We start from the raw sequence: 16,049 nt of genomic DNA, 5'->3' as shown, positions 1-16,049 counted from the left end.
CGAACACCTCACAGGACGTTCTCAAACCTATCGGGAGGAGCGCCAATGTGAAAGCTCCTGACGATTTTATCATTCGGGAGGGAGTAGAAGACAACGGAATCCTCCGACTCGTTGATTATACTGTCCAGCTTCCGGATTAGCTCCGCCAGCTCGTCGTCGCTCAGGTAGCCCTCGAAGACGCTCCTCTGGCGCCACTGGAGGTAAGCCCTAAGCACGCGGTGCACCTTCACGACCCTCTTCTCGTTGACGTCGTAGACGACTATGTAGTACCTCATCTCCACCACGGCCTGAAGGCCTTATACTTACCCCTTCCGAGGAGATGCCTCTTCAGTCTTCGGGCCTCGTAATCCATCATGAAGCGGTAGCTCATGCTCCTCTTCCAGGGCTTATAGTAGACAGTTCTCCTGAGGGTGTCTGTCAGGGCAGATAGGAGCTTTCTCTTGCCCTCCCTGGAGAGGTAGACGGCTTTTCCTTTCTTCGAGAAGTCGGAACTTTTCAGCCCGTTTGTTTTCAGCATCGCCTTGACCGTGGAGAAGACGTAGAGGGGCTTGAAGATGTCTGCTAAATCGAGGGGAAGGGAATGCCTCCTGTCGTTCACAGCATGGAGGAAGCCTATCGAAGGATCGAGGCCGGCCTTAACGCTGGAGGAGAAGGCCAGTCCGTAGGTTACGGCGTTGGCGTAGCTTATCAGCGCGTTCACCTCGTCCTCAGGAGGCCTCCTGGTTCTCCTGAAGTCATCAACTTCTATGGCCTCACCGAAGTAGCGGTAGAAGTGGCTCCACAGCTCGGCCTCCTTGCCCATTATTTCCTCGACGCTCTCTCCATCAACAGTTACGGAGTTGAGCTTTACCGGATTGACACCCCAGCGCGAGAGAACGAAGGCCATCGTGTTCTGGATTCCCTCGACGATTTCTTTAGCCAGGTAAAGCCTCTTTTCAGGGTTCAGGTAATGCTCGGCCTGGCTCAGGTGGAGCTTTCCCCTCGGTGAGGCGTCGTTGATGAACGGCCCCTTGTAGTCGCCCCTCGTGGTGTAGAAATGGACGGGAATGCCTTTCTCGCTGAGCAGGTCGATGGCACCGCTCGTCAGTGAGACCCTGGCCAAACAGTGGATTTCGTTAATCTGGGCGAGTGGGATTGGTCTTTTCACCAGTTCACCCGAAAAGATGAGGGCATTGCTCTCGCGCCTCAGTTCACCATGCTGGGTTATAAAGAGGGGATACTTCATCGCGGAAGCCCTCTTCATAAGGCAGAGATTAGGATATATAAATTTTTCTGAGTGTGGGCACTGAGGAACAGAAGAGAACTCGGTAGCACGTTCGGGGACAGGGGTTCTTGAGAGCGGGGCAACTGGCTTTACCTGTTTCTCCCCAGTGGGGATTCGAAATAGTAGCTAACCTTGGCCCGCTTTTTCCAAACAACTATGTTCTGCGTAAACATACAATGGGAACATTGGACTACTCAAAGACGGTACAGTAGTTTCCAAACAACTATGTTCTGCGTAAACCATACTTCCGAAAGTCCCTTCGGGCGAATAAAAATACAAAACAACCTCTTAAAAAACTTGCGCTCTCCAGAAAGGAATTCAACTGGAACAACCCCAAAGGCATCACGGAGAGAGAAAAGGATCCAACGAATAAAACAAAGGAATAAAAAAGCCCCACAACCCCAGAACACCACCCAGAATTTCCGAACCGCCAAACAAAGCCCCATCGAAGATTTTAATACTGCCTTTGATCAAGCGCTTTACGAACAACAAAAGTCCGGAAGGAAAAAGCCTTAAACCGTCAACACACTTCCGCCTCAAGAAATTCGTAATCGGGATTCCTGGAAAAGCCTTGAAAAGCCTCAAAAAGGGATTAAAAAGTCCGGATTCTAAAGCTCGGATCAGAACGATTAACCGGGCCGAAAACGCTCTTAGAAACCTGATTTGGTTTGAAGAGGTTCCGGAAGGCGTTTCCCAAAATGTCTGAAATTTTACAATTTTTAAAGACTTAGCACTTTACTTTCTAAAAAAGTTTAAATCAAAACGACTCCAAAAACCGAAAACAGGCTCCAATCCCAATATTTGTAATCGAGATTCTGCTAAAAGAATTACAATTATCGAGAGTCAAAATTCCCGAAAGCCTTTTTAACTCCAACTCCTCCCGTCAAGCATGAGGTTGCTTCTCACTTTTCGGCCAGTCGAAAGCCTTCCAGCCGATGCGGTAACGAAGCACACCGTCCAAGGTCTGATCTACTCCCACCTCTGGGACACCGAATACTGGAGGAGGCACGACGAGGCCCGCTTCAAGTTCTTCTGCTTTTCAGACATTTTCCCTCCTGAGGACTTCAGGACGGGCGAGGAAAAGAGCTTTATCATCAGCTCCCCCGATGAAAACTTCATAGAGACGCTTTACGAGAGGTTTAACGAGAGGGAAAGTCTCTACCTTGGAAAGATGAAGGTTGAGGTTGTAAAGCTCAAGAGGTTCTCCCTCAGGCCAACGGGAAGGTTTATAACCGGCTCTCCAGTCGTCGTCCGCTCGATGAACAGGGAAAGGAAGGGCTTTTTCTCATTCTACCACGAGGAGAGCCTGGAGTATTTCATAACCAGGCTCACCGAGAACGCCCTGAAGAAGTACAGAGTGTTCACGGGGGAGGACTTCGAGCTCGACGGGCCGATATTCGACAGAATGATTCCTAGGGTGAGGAAGAACGGCAGGGTGGACATCTACGTCAGGGTGAGGATGCACGGTTCTAGCTTTTTAATCCCCAGCAGCACCTGGAGACTCCTTGAGAAGAAGATAACTCCGGACAACAGGGACTTCTACGCCTTCCTCATGGACACCGGAATAGGCGAGCTGAACTCCCTGGGTTTTGGGTTCCTGAATCCACTGGCTTCATCCCCCGCCCGGAAGTACAAGGCTAAAAGAAAAATGGAGCAACGAAACAGGAAAAGGCCATAACGTCAGTCCGCTACTTTTTTAGCCATCCAACCGAACTTATCTCCATGTCGCTCTTCGAGACGCTCAAACCCCTCAAGTCGGAGATAGCGAGGGTTCACGTTTTCCCGCCCAAGGAAGGCGAGTTCTCCGATTTTCGGTTCAACAACCCCGAGATAAACGAGCTCCTCAACGAGCTGGGCTTCACCCTCTACCGCCATCAGGTTGAGGCGCTGGAGAAGCTCTACTCCGGGAAGAACATCGTTGTAACAACCCCGACCGCCAGCGGCAAGAGCGAGATATTCCGGCTGGCCATTTTCGATTCCTACCTCTCCGACCCCCGCGCGACTTACCTGCTCATATACCCCACGAGGGCCCTCATAAACAACCAGCTTGAAAAGTTCTCCATCCAGAACCTCGTCTTCTACCGCCTCACCGGAAAGCTCGTGAGCGCGAGAATCCTGACAGGCGATGTCCCGTGGGAGGAGAGGAGAACTTTAATCCGCGAGAAGCCGAGGGTTATCTTTACAACGCCGGACATGCTCCACTACAACATTCTGCGTCGCTGGAGAGACTACGAGTGGCTCCTCAGGAACCTCCGCTACCTGGTTGTTGACGAGCTTCACGTTTACAGGGGCGTCTTCGGGAGCAACTTCGCGTACCTCTTCCGCCGCCTTGACTTCAGGCTGAAGAGGCTTGGAGCAAAGCCCCAGATAATAGCGCTCTCGGCAACCCTGAGGAACCCCCGGGAGTTTGCCGAGAAGCTCTTCAGGAGGAGGTTCAGTGCAATAAGCCACGCCACCAACCCCTTTCCGAGTAGATACCTCGTCCTCTTCGAGCCGAGGAACCTGGACGAGAGGCAGCTCCTTCGGATGGCCATCGAGAGACTCGCCGGGGAGAAGGTTAAGACGCTGGTGTTCTTCGACAGCCGCAGGGGGGCTGAAAAGCTCCTTCGCTTCCTCCTCGGTTCGAAGGTTTTCTCGAAGGTGACCACCTATAAGGGAACCCTGCCCAAGAACGTCCGCTGGGAGATAGAGCGGGACTTCAAGGAGGGCAAGCTGCTCGTTCTCCTAACGACCAACGCCCTCGAGCTCGGCATAGATATCGGCGACCTCGATGCCGTCATCAACTATGGAATTCCCCCGGACGGGCTCTTCTCGCTGATTCAGCGCTTTGGCCGGGCCGGGAGAAAAACGGAAAGGGAAGCCTTGAACGCCGTAGTCCTCAGGAAGAACGGGCTCGACTACTACTACCGGGAGCACTTTGAGGAGCTCATCGGGAGGCTTGAGCGCGGAATAATCGAGTACATGCCGGTTAACCTGGAGAACGAGCGCATAGCCGAGAAGCACATCCACTACCTTCTCACCGAGCTGGGAATAATCGACTGGGACGAGCTTGACGAGTTCGAGAGGAAGATTGCAGAGAGGCTCGTCATCGAGCGGAAGGCCGACCTCCGGAAGAACCCCATCACAGGGAAGCTGGAGCTCCGCCTCAGGAAGCCGGCCTTCAGCTACTCTTCCCTGAGAACGGCGAGCGACGAGACCTTTTTCCTCGTTAGGGACGAGCCGTGGATGCGGGGCAGGCTGATGGAGAAGTCTTCACTCAGAGAGTTGCTCAACTTCATCAACTGGCTCAAGCTCAAGGGATACATAATCGAGGAGGTAGATTCCGACGAGTACCACCGCTCGCTCCTCCCGGGAATGGCCTACTTCTCACGGGGAGAGCTTTACATGGCCGGGGACAGGCTCTCCCTCGGAAAGTTCCACTTCGTCTTCGCAAGGGGACTTAACCGCTTCTGGGACGTGGAGACCTTCGTGGCCAAGAGGGAGGAAGTCGAGATACTGGAGAGCAGGGAGGAGAAAACCCACCGGGGAGTTGAGATACACCTCGGCAGGCTGAGGGTCAGGCATGTCTATACAGGTTTCGCCGTCAAAGGGGCAGACACCGGGAACTACGTCAAGGAGCTCCTGAAATTGAGGGAGAGTGGAATCCTCAGGGCAGAGATACACTCCCCGATGACGGGCGAGAGTGTAGATGTGGAGGAGGACTTCTCGATCCTCAACTGGGAGAAGTTCGCGAAGGTGAAGTTCGAGGAGCCCTACGTCCGGGAGTTCGAGACGGAGGGAATATGGCTCGTCTTTCCGGACTCGATAAGGGAAGTTACGAGCGAGGAATTCAGGGAGTTCTTCAACGTGACCGTTGAGAAGGGCCTTGAAGACCCCGCCTTCACCCTCTACAGCAACCTCGACAGGAGGAAGCTCTTCCCTCTCTATCTCGGGACGACCACCTACGTCATAAGGAAAACCATAGGTGATACCCTCCAGAGGCTCGGAATCAGCGACGGGGAGCTGGCCTTTGCGATAAAGAAGATGGTTGACAGCAAGGACGGAATCGGCTCCGCTTTGCATGCGATAGAGCACAACATGATAAAGATCGCCCCCATCTTCACCTACGTGGATTCAAGGGAGCTAGGCGGCTACAGCTACGCGAGCTTCCCGGGCTTACCCCACGTCGGAAGGCCGGTCGTGTTCATCTACGACGGCAACGAAGGAGGGGCGGGCCTCGCGCAGATAATCTACGAGAACGCCGAGAGACTGATGGAGAAGAGCCTTGAGCACCTCCGTTCCTGCCCTTGCCAGGACGGCTGTCCGGTCTGCACGCTCTCCCCGAAGTGCGGCACTTTCAACGAGTTTTTAGACAAGTGGACCGCGATAAGGGTGTGGGAAAAGATTCTGGAAAACAAAGAAGAGGGCCTCAGTAGGGAATGAATTCCTTAACTGCCTCCCTTAGGAGTGGATCTTCAACCCAGTACCTTCTTTCCGATGAACGAACGAAGCCCATCTTTTCCAGCGTTTCAAGGTATTTATAGACGTGCTGCACCCTGGTGGGGGCAAGACCGAGGGTTTGAAGCCTCCTGTATATCTCAGCCCCCCTGAGGGCGCTGGGGTAAGCCTCAGCTAAAACTCTGAGGACTCCTAAGTAAACATCACTATTGTAGACGTTTAGAAAGGCCTCTATGTCCTTCCGCCATTCCTCAAGGGCATACCTCCTGCTTTCCTCAAGGGCCATGGGGAGCGCTTCTTCCGGGCTTTTTCCATCCCTCACGAAGTTAACGGCAGTCATACCGTAGTGGGAGATAAACCCTGGAACCCCTCCCAGCTCTTCAACGGCCCTCGATAGCTCCAGCTCGTTTGTCACGGTTATTCCATAACTTCTGAACCCCTCCATGAGGTAACCTTTCCCCTCCTCGATGCTCCACCTCGGAAGGGTGAAGATTTCCGCCGAGCGCATGAAGTTGGGCTTTTCAGCGCTTGGATTCAGGTATTCGACCAGCATACCAGGCATTGAGCCGGTGAAAACGAGGGAGATGTTCGGATAACTGTCCGTTATCTCCTGGAGAAGGCCCCTGAAGTCAAGGTTCTTCAGCCTCGCCAGAACCTGGGCCTCATCGAATATCAAAACACCCAGTTTGGCGTTCTGAGATAGGGCCCTGACCAGCGTTGAAAAGTCACTGCTGAACTCCTCGATGCTCGTCTTTCTCACCTCGACGCTGAGACCCCTGAAGGATATTGTATAGCTCTTGCTCGTCGTTATCATCTTCAGCGATGCCCTCTTTGGTTCTATGTCCGATATTGAAATCGCCCTTGAGCCCATGAAGCGGGAGAAGTTGAAATAGACGTAGTGGTGTCCCCTCTTTCTCCTCAGTTTTCCGCCATCACGCTGACCACGCTCGTTTTCCCCACCCTTCTCGGGCCGAGGAGAACCGCGGTGTTGCCTCGAAGGACTGCTCTAAGAAGGTCTTCAACGGCCCTTTTATGCCCCTCCCCCCACAGGCACTCCTCCTCCATCACGGGCCTCGTCCAGAAGAAGTTTTTACACCCCATGTAATTTACACCCAATGTAAATTACATGCCATGTAAATTTAAAGGTTTCTGGGCAGAAAACAGGGTACACAGCGGGAAAGGCGCAAAGGTTTTAATTCGATGGGACCAACCATCGGTGATGGAGAGGATTCTACTGCCTGAAATAATCATCTCTGAGGCAGATTTGGACCCCATCATCGAAAAGCTCGCGAGGCGCTTCATGAGGAAGGGACAGTACGACGAACTCATAAGGCTCTTAAGACGATACGGCTGTCCTGAAGGGCTGAAGGTGTCAATTGGGTGGGAGGCCGAACTGCTCGCCAAAACGGGCGACAGGAGGGCGTTTGGAGTACTGGAAGCCTGCAACCTCCCCGGAAACAGGGCGGTCCTGGAATACCTGTGGAACACCGGAGACGTCGTTGGTACGCTTGAGGCCCTCCACCTCATAGAAGGGCCAGAGGAAGTCTTCAGCACCGTGGCCGGGACTTTCCGATACCTTGACCCTAAGGAGGTGCTTGACCTCTGCTCCCTGGCCAGGGGAAACTACCCCAGGGAACTCTGCAGGCTCGCCGTTGTTCGTTACGGCCTTCTCTTAGGGGACAAAAAGCTGATTGAAGAGGCCTGCTCCTCCCTTTTAAAACCAACGAGAATGAAGCTCCTCTCCGAGTTCAGGGCAACCGGCTGCAGGGAGCTTGCCGAGGCCCTTATCGAGGCAAACCGGGAGGAGGGGTTCTGGAACAGGTGCGTGGAGCTCGCCGAGGAAGGTAAGCTGAGCGAGGCCTTAGACCTTGTCAGAGACCCTCACGGAGCGTCCGTCGAGGCGCTCAAGGCCTACTTCCTTAGGGGGTTCTTCAAACGACCGGGTGAGGTCCTGAGGGCCGCACGTATGGAGCTGTTCTGGAGGGCCCTGCTTTACCTGGCGCTGTCTCCGCACAGGTGGGGCCGCCCGGTTTACTTAATTTTTAAGTGGTAGGGTTTAATTTCAGCGAAAAACTTTTATTCCTCCTGATTTTTCGAAAACTATGCAGGCGAATAACGAACTGCCCGAGGATTTAAGGAGCAGAATCGGGGAGATGGTTGAGAAGGGGGAGGTTAATGGAGCAATCGCACTCATAAAAGGCCTCCCGAGGGAATACGTGAACGAGGAACTCACGTACGAGGTTGTTGATACGGCTGTGGCCCTCGCAAGTGGGGGTGACCTCAAGGGGGCCCTCGACTTCGTGGGAATCCTGGACGGGGAGCAATTTGACTGGGCCCTGTGGCGCGTTTTCCGGGAATACCTCGACGAGTGCAGTCCTGAAAAGGCTGTGAATGCCTTCAAAGAGCACTACCGCCTCATAAAACCCGAGAGCAAGACAGAGGTTCTCCTGGACATCGCAAGGTGTGCCGGGGAAGAGAAGCCCGACCTCGCCCGGAACGCACTGGAACTGGCGCTGAAGTGGGCGAGACACGTTAGGGGCCGCTCGAACAGGGACTGGCGACTGGAGATGGTCTTCAACGAGGCCCGGGACCTGGAACAGTGGGACATCGCCGAGAGGGCCTGTGAGGCCATGGGAAGCAAAACCAGGCGGGATGTGCTGAGGGAAACTATCCCCAACGATGAAATCGAGGGGGAGATATCGACCTGCAGGGAGCTTGTGGAGGCACTCAAAAAGCGCAGGGTATCGGCGGAGGGGGCCCTTGACCTGGTCATAGAGGCCCACATGGAGTACGAGAAGGAACTCCTCCAGGCGAAGGGGCTAAATCCGCGGTTCTACAAGCTCGTCGCCCTTAAAACCCCGGAGGGGGCAGTCTTCTATGCTGTCCCCAAACTCCTCTACCCGCTGGCATTGATCTACCTGAAGCTAAGGGCATTGGGAAGAAATGGCCGGAGCGGGCCTACTTAAAAACCCTCCCCGCGGACCTCCAAAAGAGCGCCCTGAGCTTTGCCCTTCCCCTTGTCCTCTCCGTCAAAAGCTCCATCAGCTTCTCCGCCTCCCCTTTCCTCGTTTCAATGGTGAATGTCACCAGCTCGCCGTAGTCCTCCCCAACGACCCGTCCTCCAGTGTTCTCAACGGTCTCTCTGACGAGGTGAAAGAGGCCGTAGGGGAATGTGACCTGGAAGCGCTCCGTCTCGTAAACCTCAACGATGCCCGCGTTTTCGATGGCCAAGCTGGCGGCATCGCTGTAAGCCTTGACCAGACCACCGTAGCCGAGCTTTATCCCGCCGAAGTACCTCGTAACGACCACGACAACGTTGCTCAGCCCCCTGTTCTGGATCACTTTGAGCACGGGCTTTCCAGCGGAGCCCTTCGGCTCCCCGTCGTCATCGTAGCGAACCGCGAAGTTCTTTCCGTCGTTGATGAGGTAGGCTGAAACGTTGTGGGTCGCGTCGTTGTGGTAGGTCTTTATCTTCGTTATGAAGGCCTTCGCTTCCTCCTCTGTACTGGCAGGTGAGGCATAGCCTATGAAGACCGACTTCTTGATCACCAGCTCCGCCGTTCCAATTCCCTTCAGCGTCCGGTAGCCGTCCAAGGGAATTCACCCTCTGAGAGTCGCGATGAGCTTTCTCTCGTCGAGGAGCATGCCTATGGCGTCCTTAACGTCCTTCACAATCACGTCGCTGGCGAGGATGGCGTCGGTTGTCGCTCCCTCCGGCCCTATCACGCAGAAGGCCAGCTCAGCCCCTTCTAGCATGGCCACGTCGTTGTTTCCGTTTCCAACGGCTATGTACGGTTCGTAGCCCCTCGCGATTTCCACCTTCTCGGCACCGCTCGAAACCCTCTCTATCCTCACGGGAAGCCCCTTGAACTCCTCCTCCAGCGTTCCAAAGGTGTCCGCGCTCAGAACCACGACCGTGTATTTATCCGCGAGCCTCTCCAGGAGGTGTTTAACTTCGGCATCGATCCTTCCGCCCTCCGCCAGGGTGCCGTTCAGGTCAAAAAGTACCGCATTTATCTCCAGGTTACCGTAGTTCGGAATCTCCATACCCTTTCACCATCACAGGTTGGAGTGTAAGGTTTTTAAGGCTTGGAGTTAAACCTGCAATGTTCAAGAAGGTGGAGTTAAGGGCCTGACTACTCGGGGGTAGAAGTTATGAATATGCTCCAGCGGCGCCTTGAAGATCCGGAGGTGCTTGTACGGCTGAACGCGTTCTTCCTCAGCTACTTTGGATGGGTTGCCTTCGGCGTTCTGTACGGCGTCATCGGGCGCTGGAGCCTGGACCTGACGCCACAGTTTCTCAGACTCCCCCTCACGTCGGAGGATCTGGTCGTTGGCCTGGTGGAGTTCACCAAGAGCGTGCCGCCCCTCCACGCACTCTTTACCGTCGTGTACTATCTCGGCTTTGCCGGTTCCATAGCCCTTATCGTTGCATACCTCCTGCTGTACCTGAGGGATCTGGAGGCGTCCGACCGGTTGCTTGCCCGGTATCTGATGGCGTATGCCGTCGCGGGCTCGGTATATTTGATAGCCCACATCTACGCCCCGCATATAGTCTACAACCTGCCGGGCTACACCTCCACCAATACCCTCCTAACGAGGCAGGAATTTGTCCTCCCCTCCCTTCACAACACGTTCATAATGATAAACATAATCACCCTGTGGAAATACCGGAAGCGCCTTGGCGGAAAGGCCCTGATACTCACGAACAGCCTCATACCGCTCGCAACGGTGTTCCTGGGGCACCACTGGATCTATGATGTCCTCACAGGCTTTCTCCTGGGTATTGCCGTGTCAAGAACCTCCTGGGAATGGGGCGCGAGGATATCCGCGAGCATATACCGGTGGGAGGTTTCCTCGCTCCAGAGGGTCACAGTCTTAAACTTCCTCCTCGCGGTCATAGTCCTGATAGTGGCGGCCGATCCCGCCAGGGCCCTGGCCATCTTCGGGGGGCTCCTCGGTGCCCCCTGAGAAAAGCTTATAAACTCCCCGCTGGTCTTTAACATCGGGTGCCGGGGTAGCCTAGCTCGGCAGGGCGGCGGACTCGTAATCCGCAGGTCGCGGGTTCAAATCCCGCTCCCGGCTCCACAACAAACTTTTGCCAAGCAAAAGTTTGATCAAAAGTTGTGATTCTTTTTTGAGGTGCTCCTTTGAGAAAGTTTGCCTTGTTGAATGGTCTTTTAATGGAGAATCCATTTTGAAGTTGTTTTATCTGAGTGGGTTGCTTCTCCTGTGCTCCCGTGGAGCACTTTTAAAGTTAAACCCCCCATTTCAGAAAGCTCTAAAAGTGGATTCCTGCTTGAAACTCTTATTGGGATCGCAAACTTTTCTCATTTGACTCTTTGTTGAGGAATCATTAACTTGACTTTGTCTGACAAAGTTTCAGCGTTAACTGGAAAGTACCCATGATTTTCAAAAGTTTGCCCTCTGATTGCCGTTACTCAAAACTCTGAATCTCACCACAGAACCAGCCCGCTCTTTACCGTAATTGAGACCCTGGCCTGCCGAGTACCTGGGGCCGGGACTAGCACCAGGTAGAGCGGACCCTTCTCCGGGAACCTCCAGATCTTCTCAATGCTGGTTAAGCCCTCCGCCTTAAAGAAGCACAGGGGGCCTTCTCCGGATTTGAGCATTTCAACGCCGGTTCCATCGGTGATGCAGATAGTCACCGGCCCCGTGGATTTTATCGAGAAGTACACGGTGCTCCACTGATGGCCGTTGAGCGTGTAAAGATAGTACTCCCCGGAGTTCAGCACGACGTCCTCTTGGAACCTGTGAGAGCCCCCCCACACCGCGGCGGCCATAAGCACGGCTACCACTATCATGAGGGAGAAACCGAGAGCTTCCATTTTTTTCAGGGTCAGGGGCCTCACGGCTATCGCGGCCATCTTCATTCCCTCGATTTACAAAATAGTATCTGCCCTATTTAAACATTGTGACTCAAGGTCTTGATTTTAGACGATTTTATCACTAATATTCTCGATTTTTGCTGTTTTATCACGTACTTGGACAAAATCCAGGATGTTGGAGCACCGCGGCGGCAGGTACCATCGACTGGCGGTCGGCCTCATGTGAGTTACTGGGGGATTTATAAACTCCCGGAACCAAAACCTGAACATGCGGCGCGAAGCTCTGGGGACCGCCCTGGCGCTCTTGGGGATGGGGATATACGGACTTGAGCCAGTTGTTATAAAATCCAACCCGACCAGCCCCATCAGTTTCGCCGCCCTCTCGGCCCTCGTTGCGTCACTCGTTCTCTGGACAGCGGTCGGCTGGGGTGGAGGGCTGGATGAGATCCGTGAAAATCCCGCAGGAATAAAACCGGCGTTTCTGGTCGGTTTCTTCGGAACTGCGCTCGCTTATCTTGCGTACTCCTTTGGGGCCCGGATGAGCACCGCAATAAACGCCGCCCTCATAACGAGGAGCGAGGTGCTGTGGTCGTTCCTTCTAGCGTGGCTCCTCCTGGGAGAGAGGATAACGAAGCGCCTTGTGGCGTGTTCCCTCGTTATCCTGGCTGGCCTGGTTCTTATCATGGTTCCCGGACATTCGGTTGAGCTCAGGCTGGGTGATCTTCTGCTCCTCCTCGTGCCCCTCTTCTGGCAGCTGGGTCACGTTATAGCCAAGAGGCTTCCCTACAGCCCTCAGACGATAGCGGCCCTGCGGAACACCTTCGGCTTCCTCCTTCTCCTGCCTCTGGCGGCTGCGTCTGGACTTGAGTTCTCAGGCTTTGTAATCGCCGAGGGTCTGGTTATAGCGGCTGGCCAGCTCGTGTGGTACGGGTCGATAAAGCGCATCAACCTCTCCAAGGCAACGGCCATAATAACCCCGGCCCCGGCGGTTGCAATAGGCGTCAGTGTGCTGCTGGGGGAGACGCTGACCCTCTATCACGTCGCTGGTTTCGCCCTCATAACCGCTGGGACTCTGGGTTGTTCCATAAATTGTAACAAGCGAAACTTTTAAATATTTTTGGCACTAATTTTTTTGGGCGAGAGGGGTGAAGCTTTACCGGACTGGTGAAGTCGCAAAGAAACTTGGAGTTTCCAAGATGACAGTCCTCCGTTGGATTAAAGCAGGCAAACTCAAAGCCCACAGAATCGGCAAAGAATACCGAGTCCCTGAAAGTGAAATCACAAGAATTCTTGAGGGCAAAATCCCCAACAAGGTTGTGATTTACGCTAGAGTCTCAAGCCGAGACCAGAAGGAAGACCTCGAAAGACAAGTCGAATACCTCAAAAATTACTCTTCTTCAAAAGGTTACCAAGTGGCCAAAATACTCACGGATATCTCCTCCGGCCTGAACGAGAACAGGAAAGGATTAAAACAGCTTTTCAAACTCATCGAAAGCGGAGAAGTTACCAAGGTCGTCATAACTCACAGGGACAGAATTACACGCTTCGGTTTCAAATACCTCGAACAATACTTTAACTCTCACGGGGTGGAAATTGAAGTAATCTTCGATGATGAGGAGAAAACACCAGAAAAGGAACTCGTGGAGGACTTGTTAGCCATAGTAACTTCCTTCGCTGGAAAGCTTTATGGTATGCGTTCGCACAAGAAAAAACGCCTCGTTGAGGCGGTAAAGAATGCCCTCAGAGACTATTAAACTAACAGCAAAATTCAAGCTCAAGGGAACCCTCAAAGGATTAGATGAGCTTTTCCAAACCTATCGAGAAATCGTGAACCTTCTCATCACTTACGCTTTTGAAAACAACGTTACCAGTTTTTACCGGCTAAAGAAAGAAACTTACAAAGGCTTACGCAAGGAATATCCAGAACTCCCGAGCCATTACCTCTACACGGCCTGCCAAATGGCAACAGCCATCTTCAAGAGTTTTAGGAAAAGGAAGAAGAAAGGCAGAGCCAAGGGGAAGCCGGTATTCAAAAAAGACGTCATTATGCTCGACGACCATCTCTTCAAACTCGATTTGGAGAATAAAACCGTAAAACTCTCCACTCCCAAAGGAAGAGTCCAGTTGGAATTTTATCCTGCCAAGTATCACGAGAAGTTTAGGGAGTGGAAGGTTGGGCAGGCTTGGTTGGTTAGAACGTCAAAAGGCGTCTTTCTAAACGTTGTTTTCTCCGGGGAGGTTGAGGTTAAAGAGCTGAAAGCTTTTGTCGGAGTGGATTTGAACGAGAACAACGTTACGCTTTCTCTTCCTAACGGGAAGTTTGTCCAGTTCATCACCCACGAGCGGGAGATTAGGACAGGTTACTTCGTGAAGAGGAGGAGAATACAGCAGAAAATCAAGGTTGGGAAGATGAGAAAAGAACTCCTCGAAAAGTATGGGCTGAGGGAAAAGAACAGGCTGAACGACTTGTACCACAAGCTGGCGAACAAGATTGTTGAGCTGGCGGAAAAATACGGTGGAATTGCCTTGGAGGATTTGATGGAAATCAGGGATTCAATCAGGTATTCGGCTGAGTTGAATGGAAGGCTTCACAGGTGGAGTTTTAGGAAGCTTCAAAGCATTATCGAATACAAGGCGAAGTTGAGAGGAATAAACGTTGTTTTTGTTAATCCCGCTCTCACTTCCTCCCTGTGCCCGGTATGTGGGGATAAGTTAAGCCCGAATGGGGGCAGGGTTTTGAAGTGCTCAAAGTGTGGGTTTGAAGCCGACCGTGATATGGTTGGAAGTTGGAATATTCGCTTGAGGGCCTTGAAGATGTGGGGAGTTCCCGTTCCCCCCGAAAGCCCCACGATGAAGACGGGAGTGGGGAAGGTTATCCGCTACGATTGGTTTGAAAGTTCCAAAAGTAGCGGATAACCAGAACGGCGATAAAGGTTAAAAGTGCAATCAAAACCGAAGGTACGCCTTGATGAAGCGGAACACGTCCCTGACCCCGAAGCGGCCCTCCCTCGAGGGGTCGTATATCATGCCCACAGGAACTTCCTTTATCCTGGCGCCCATCTTTGCAGCCTTCAGGAGCATCTCCGTCTCGACCTCGTAGCGGTCGCTCTCTATTTCCGGAAGAAACTCCCGTCTGTAGGCCCTGAACCCGCTCTGGGTGTCATAGACATAGCGCCCCAGTTTGAGGCGTATAAGCCGTGTCGTCAGGATGTTGCTGATTCTCCTGTGCAGCGGCCTTTTTCCAGCCTCCTCAACCTTCCTTGCCCCGATCACCAGATCGGCCTCACCGCGGACTATGGGCTCGACGAGCTTTATTATCTCCTCCGGCCTGTGCTGCCCGTCGGCGTCTATGAAAACTATCACGTCCCCAGAGGCCTCCTCAACGCCCCTTCTCATTGCGCAGCCTTTGCCGCAGTTCCTCTCGAGTCTAATCGCCTTTATCCTGGGGTCCCTCTCTGAGAACGCCCGTGCCACCCCGTAAGTCCCATCCTTTGAGCCATCGTCCACGACCACTACCTCATCGATAAAGCCTGGTACCCTATCCAGAACGCTGGGAAGGCGCCTTTCTTCGTTGTACGCTGGAATCACAACGCTTACCCGTTTTCCATCCAGCATTCAATCCTCCTCGCTTAGTTTCTCCAGGGCACGCGCGGCCTTTTTCCTGAAGTCATCCTTATCGAGGAACTCCCAGTAGTGCTCGCCAGACGGGAAGGCACCGCTCTTAACTTCATCACGGTAGTTCTCGAGGGCCAGCAGGATCATCCCCCTTAAATCGACGTAGCGCTTTGCGAATGGAGGCGAGCGCTCGTAGATGCCGAGCAGGTCGTGCCAGACTAGGACCTGTCCATCCACGTAGGGACCGGCTCCGATACCTATCGTTGGGATCGAAACCTCCTCCGTTACGAGCTTTGCAACGTCCGCCAAAACGAACTCAAGGACAACGGCGAAAGCTCCTGCACGCTCCAGGGCCTTCGCGTCGCGGAGGATCTCTTCTATCTCCTCTTCCGTCTCACCGACGAGCCTGTACCCACCGAGCCTGAGATAACGCTGCGGCGTTAGGCCGGTGTGACCCATTACCGGTATCCCCATGCGGACGAGCTTCTTCACGAGCCTCTCGTGGTCAGCGCCACCTTCGATTTTGACGGCGTCGGCTCCAGCTTGTATCAGCTTAACGGCGTTTCTAACCCCATCCTCCACGCTGATTTCATAGCTTGCAAAGGGCATGTCCGCCAAAACAAGCGCCCGCCTAACGGCCCTTGCCACAGCCTTCGTGTGGATGGCAACCGTGTCTATGGAGAGATTTAGCGTGTTCTCCCCACCATAAACCACCATAGCCATAGAATCCCCAACGAACACGATATCAATCCCTGCTTTATCGGCTAAAAGCGCAGAAGGGTAATCATAAGCCGTCACCATCGTGATCCTTTCCTTTCCCTTCATCTCCCGGATCTTCCTCGGCGTTACCTCCCTCATAACACCACCGTGGACACTCGGGCGGC

18 protein-coding genes and 1 tRNA gene are annotated in these 16,049 nt (G+C 53.5%); 10 read left to right on the top strand and 9 right to left on the bottom strand.

The window, feature by feature from the left end:
• Window positions 1-8: 8 nt before the first annotated feature.
• Together cas2 and cas1 are read right to left on the bottom strand one after the other, a co-directional pair.
• On the bottom strand, window positions 9-275 hold the full coding sequence (cas2, locus tag FH039_RS08635) for a CRISPR-associated endonuclease Cas2 (RefSeq protein ID WP_139680986.1): 267 nt from the start codon (window positions 273-275) through the stop codon (window positions 9-11).
• Window positions 272-1,243, bottom strand: a complete 972-nt coding sequence (gene cas1, locus FH039_RS08630; protein ID WP_240703203.1) for a CRISPR-associated endonuclease Cas1 — start codon at window positions 1,241-1,243, stop codon at window positions 272-274. Before cas1 ends, cas2 begins: the two co-directional genes overlap by 4 nt.
• Before the next feature lie 487 nt (window positions 1,244-1,730).
• Between cas1 and FH039_RS08625 the strand changes: the two genes are divergently transcribed.
• The 3 genes from FH039_RS08625 (at window position 1,731) to FH039_RS08615 (ending at window position 5,686) form a co-directional block, all read left to right on the top strand.
• A complete protein-coding gene (locus tag FH039_RS08625; RefSeq protein ID WP_139680985.1) occupies window positions 1,731-1,970 on the top strand; it encodes a hypothetical protein in 240 nt (79 codons plus the stop codon).
• A 183-nt stretch (window positions 1,971-2,153) separates the two neighbouring features.
• Window positions 2,154-2,942, top strand: a complete 789-nt coding sequence (gene cas6 / locus FH039_RS08620; RefSeq protein ID WP_139680984.1) for a CRISPR-associated endoribonuclease Cas6 — start codon at window positions 2,154-2,156, stop codon at window positions 2,940-2,942.
• A gap of 44 nt (window positions 2,943-2,986) precedes the next feature.
• Complete coding sequence (locus FH039_RS08615; protein WP_139680983.1) at window positions 2,987-5,686, top strand: DEAD/DEAH box helicase; 2,700 nt, start codon at window positions 2,987-2,989, stop codon at window positions 5,684-5,686.
• On the opposite strand, the gene FH039_RS08610 is transcribed toward FH039_RS08615, so the two are convergent.
• The gene (locus tag FH039_RS08610) at window positions 5,673-6,572 is read right to left on the bottom strand and encodes an AAA family ATPase (protein WP_240703202.1); all 900 of its coding nucleotides are present in this window, start codon (window positions 6,570-6,572) and stop codon (window positions 5,673-5,675) included. The genes FH039_RS08615 and FH039_RS08610 overlap by 14 nt on opposite strands.
• A 47-nt stretch (window positions 6,573-6,619) precedes the next feature.
• Window positions 6,620-6,802: a hypothetical protein gene (locus FH039_RS12425; protein WP_240703201.1), complete on the bottom strand. Its 183-nt coding sequence runs from the start codon at window positions 6,800-6,802 to the stop codon at window positions 6,620-6,622.
• Window positions 6,803-6,920: 118 nt separating this feature from the next.
• Here FH039_RS12425 and FH039_RS08605 point away from each other — a divergent pair, with 118 nt between their 5' ends.
• Complete coding sequence (locus FH039_RS08605) at window positions 6,921-7,754, top strand: hypothetical protein (protein WP_139680982.1); 834 nt, start codon at window positions 6,921-6,923, stop codon at window positions 7,752-7,754.
• A gap of 49 nt (window positions 7,755-7,803) precedes the next feature.
• Window positions 7,804-8,667, top strand: a complete 864-nt coding sequence (locus tag FH039_RS08600) for a hypothetical protein (RefSeq protein WP_139680981.1) — start codon at window positions 7,804-7,806, stop codon at window positions 8,665-8,667.
• On the opposite strand, the gene FH039_RS08595 is transcribed toward FH039_RS08600, so the two are convergent.
• Window positions 8,660-9,295, bottom strand: a complete 636-nt coding sequence (locus FH039_RS08595) for a YigZ family protein (protein WP_139680980.1) — start codon at window positions 9,293-9,295, stop codon at window positions 8,660-8,662. The genes FH039_RS08600 and FH039_RS08595 overlap by 8 nt on opposite strands.
• A 6-nt stretch (window positions 9,296-9,301) precedes the next feature.
• Entirely contained in the window at window positions 9,302-9,748 is a 447-nt protein-coding gene (locus tag FH039_RS08590; protein WP_139680979.1) for an HAD family hydrolase, read from the bottom strand.
• A gap of 108 nt (window positions 9,749-9,856) precedes the next feature.
• On the opposite strand from FH039_RS08590, the gene FH039_RS08585 reads away from it, so the two are divergent.
• Together FH039_RS08585 and FH039_RS08580 are read left to right on the top strand one after the other, a co-directional pair.
• Window positions 9,857-10,672 (top strand): phosphatase PAP2 family protein, encoded by an 816-nt coding sequence (locus FH039_RS08585; protein ID WP_139680978.1) that lies wholly within the window; start codon window positions 9,857-9,859, stop codon window positions 10,670-10,672.
• Between the two features lie 40 nt (window positions 10,673-10,712).
• Window positions 10,713-10,789: transfer RNA gene (locus tag FH039_RS08580), tRNA-Thr, on the top strand.
• A 368-nt stretch (window positions 10,790-11,157) separates the two neighbouring features.
• Here the strand turns inward: FH039_RS08580 and FH039_RS08575 are convergent.
• Window positions 11,158-11,595 carry a hypothetical protein gene (locus FH039_RS08575; protein ID WP_240703200.1) on the bottom strand — a complete coding sequence of 146 codons (438 nt, stop codon included), beginning with the start codon at window positions 11,593-11,595 and terminating at the stop codon, window positions 11,158-11,160.
• Between the two features lie 223 nt (window positions 11,596-11,818).
• On the opposite strand from FH039_RS08575, the gene FH039_RS08570 reads away from it, so the two are divergent.
• From FH039_RS08570 to FH039_RS08560, 3 genes are read left to right on the top strand one after another with little or no spacing between them, the layout of a single operon-like run.
• Window positions 11,819-12,661 (top strand): DMT family transporter, encoded by an 843-nt coding sequence (locus tag FH039_RS08570; RefSeq protein WP_139680977.1) that lies wholly within the window; start codon window positions 11,819-11,821, stop codon window positions 12,659-12,661.
• Window positions 12,662-12,695: 34 nt separating this feature from the next.
• Entirely contained in the window at window positions 12,696-13,304 is a 609-nt protein-coding gene (locus FH039_RS08565) for an IS607 family transposase (RefSeq protein ID WP_139680976.1), read from the top strand.
• On the top strand, window positions 13,285-14,466 hold the full coding sequence (locus tag FH039_RS08560; RefSeq protein WP_139680975.1) for an RNA-guided endonuclease InsQ/TnpB family protein: 1,182 nt from the start codon (window positions 13,285-13,287) through the stop codon (window positions 14,464-14,466). The genes FH039_RS08565 and FH039_RS08560 overlap by 20 nt, the downstream gene beginning before the upstream one ends.
• A gap of 30 nt (window positions 14,467-14,496) precedes the next feature.
• Here FH039_RS08560 and FH039_RS08555 read toward each other — a convergent pair whose 3' ends face one another.
• Window positions 14,497-15,165: a glycosyltransferase family 2 protein gene (locus FH039_RS08555; RefSeq protein WP_139680974.1), complete on the bottom strand. Its 669-nt coding sequence runs from the start codon at window positions 15,163-15,165 to the stop codon at window positions 14,497-14,499.
• Window positions 15,166-16,023 (bottom strand): 3-methyl-2-oxobutanoate hydroxymethyltransferase, encoded by an 858-nt coding sequence (gene panB / locus FH039_RS08550; protein WP_139680973.1) that lies wholly within the window; start codon window positions 16,021-16,023, stop codon window positions 15,166-15,168.
• Between the last annotated feature and the right edge of the window lie 26 nt (window positions 16,024-16,049).

Source organism: Thermococcus indicus (genome assembly GCF_006274605.1).
Lineage (GTDB): Archaea > Methanobacteriota_B > Thermococci > Thermococcales > Thermococcaceae > Thermococcus > Thermococcus indicus.
The sequence above is the reverse complement of the archived record's forward strand: the minus strand, read 5'-3'. Positions and strand labels throughout refer to the sequence as shown.